Here is a 2,593-nt window from a genome sequence, read left to right as displayed (position 1 = left end):
TGGATATTCCGCTCCAAAGTGAACATAGTATTCCGGTGAAACTGGACATAGCGTTCCGTCGAAAGTGAACACCTTATTCCGGGCAAAGTGAACACCTGTGTTTTTTAAGCAGGTCAAAAAAGTGTCTTGCATTTTTTTAAGGGAATGGTTGAGTAAAAGCTAGTATTTTCTGCCTGTAACCAAAGGCAGGAAACATGGCAAACAAACGACTCGACATGACCACACTTCGACAGTTAATCAGGCTAAAGAGCGAAGGCAGGAGCCATCGCTACATCTCCTCAAGCCTTGGCATCTCCAGAACCACAGTAGTGGAATACGTCAAGCAGTTATCCTTTTCAGGGTTGTCCTGGCCGGCTTTGCTTCAGTTGAATGATGAAGGGCTGGAGATTGCTCTTCAGGGCTCTGGTGCTGGCAATGAGCGTCATAAGAACTTGCTGGCTTTCTTTCCCTATATGGAAGAAGAGCTTAAGAAAACTGGTGTTACACGTCAGTTGCTCTGGCAGGAATACAAACAGGATCAGCCGGATGCATATGGTTACTCCCAATTCTGCTACTATTATCAACTCTGGAGCAAATCTACTCATCCTACAGCCCCACTGCTGCATAAAGCAGGCGAAAAGCTCTATGTGGATTTTACTGGCCAGCTACTGGAGGTGATTGACAGTAAAACCGCAGAGATAAGCAAAGTGCAGGTGTTTGTGGGAGTGCTGGCTGCTAGTGGTTACACCTATGTAAAGGCCTGCCATAGCCAGAAGCAACAGGATTTTATTGACTGCTTATCGAGCTGTCTTAACTACTTTACAGGAGTGCCTGCCCTTATTATCCCCGACAACCTAAAATCAGCAGTCGTAAAAAGCAGCCGTTATGAGCCGGAGATCACCCTGGCCATGAAGCAGTTTGCTTTGCACTACAACACAGTGATTCTGCCCACCAGGAGCTATAAGCCTAAGGACAAGGCAGCGGTAGAGAATGCTGTTTCCAATGTGTACAGAAGCTTTTTTGCTCCTTTGCGCAACCAGCAGTTCTTTAGTCTACAGCAACTCAATGAGGCCCTCGCTCAGCAGCTTGAGCTGTTCAATAACAGAAAATACCAGCATCGGGATTACAGCCGCAGAGAACTCTTTGAGAAGACAGAACAGCAGGTGCTGGGGCCGCTTCCTCTGGAGAGCTTCAGCCTAAAAAAGCAGCTGCGCCTGCAAGTGCAAAAGAATGGCCACATCTGGTTAAGCGAAGACAAACACTACTACAGTGTGCCCTACAAGTACATAGGTCAGCGGGTGCAGGTCTTCTACACCAGCTCGCAGGTAGAAATTTATGCCAATCATGAACGTATCGCTTTTCACTTGAGAAACCGCAAGGGCTATGGCTATAGCACCGAAAAAAGCCATTTATCCTCCTCTTATCGCTTTGTCTCGGAGTGGAATCCGGAGCGCTTTAAAAGCTGGGCAAAAACAATAGGGGAAGAAACAGAGGAGTTTATCGATAAGCTTTTTGAGGTAAAGCCTCACCCGGAGCAGGCTTATAAATCTGCTATGGGTATTCTTTCGCTGGCAAAGAAAGCAGGTAATGAGCGACTGAATAATGCCTGTAAAAGGGCCCTGCACTTTGAGAGCTACTACTACAATACCGTCAAAAAGATCCTGGAGAAAGGCCTGGATCAGGCAGAGCTAACGCCATCCCATTCCATCCTGCCCGAGCACGAAAATCTAAGAGGCAGCAGCTACTATGAATAATCTTTTACTTAAATCCACTAAAAATGAACAATCACGCCACCCTTGAGAAGATGCAGCAACTAAAGCTCTTTGGCATGCTAAAAGCTTTTAAAGCTTCTCTGCAAAGCAAACACACTTCTATGCAGGCAGATGAACTGCTGGCCCACTTAATCGAAGAAGAATGGCTCGACAGGGATCAGCGTAAAACCCAGCGCCACATCCGTACAGCCCGCTTCCGCTACCAGGCCTCCATAGAAGAGATTGATTACTCCTCTAAAAGGAGCTTGGATAAAAACCAGATGATGCGCCTTGTAGACTGCAGCTTTATTGACAGAAAAGAAAACCTGCTCATTACCGGACCTACCGGAGTAGGTAAAAGCTACCTGGCCTCTGCTATTGGTCACCAGGCCTGCCGCATGGGCTATAAGGTGCGCTATTTTAACACCGCTAAACTCTTTACCTGGATGAGTATGTCTAAGGCAGATAACTCCTACTTGAGAGAACTCGCTAAGCTGGAGAAAACCCAACTGCTCATCATCGATGACTTTGGCCTTCAGCCTATCGAAGGAGCTAATAGAATGATGCTTATGGAGATCATAGAAGACCGGCACGGAAAACATTCCACCCTCATTGCCTCGCAACTCCCACAGGAAAAATGGTATGAGCTCTTTGACGACAGTACAGTAGCTGATGCCGTACTGGATAGACTTCTGCACAATGGTCACAAAATTGCACTAAAGGGAGAATCAATGCGTAAGCTCAAATCAACCCTTAGCAATAACCCCTAAAATAAAGTAGCTTAACTAACGCTTCTACTCATCCATTCCTATAGGGTGTTCACTTTACCCGGAATAACCTGTTCAGTTTTAACGGAATATGCA

At 46.3% G+C, this 2,593-nt stretch carries 2 protein-coding genes; both read left to right on the top strand.

The genetic code is table 11. From position 1 onward, the window contains the following. Positions 1–194 precede the first annotated feature (194 nt). Entirely contained in the window at positions 195–1,733 is a 1,539-nt protein-coding gene (gene istA, locus KWJ01_RS13190) for an IS21 family transposase (protein WP_224996928.1), read from the top strand. A 23-nt stretch (positions 1,734–1,756) separates the two neighbouring features. Beyond that, positions 1,757–2,500 carry an IS21-like element helper ATPase IstB gene (istB, locus tag KWJ01_RS13185; RefSeq protein WP_224996927.1) on the top strand — a complete coding sequence of 248 codons (744 nt, stop codon included), beginning with the start codon at positions 1,757–1,759 and terminating at the stop codon, positions 2,498–2,500. The last annotated feature ends 93 nt before the right edge of the window (positions 2,501–2,593 follow it).

The organism is Cesiribacter sp. SM1, from assembly GCF_020178975.1.
In the GTDB taxonomy this organism is placed as follows: Bacteria; Bacteroidota; Bacteroidia; order Cytophagales; family Cyclobacteriaceae; genus Cesiribacter.
This window is presented reverse-complemented; position numbering and strand designations above follow the sequence as displayed.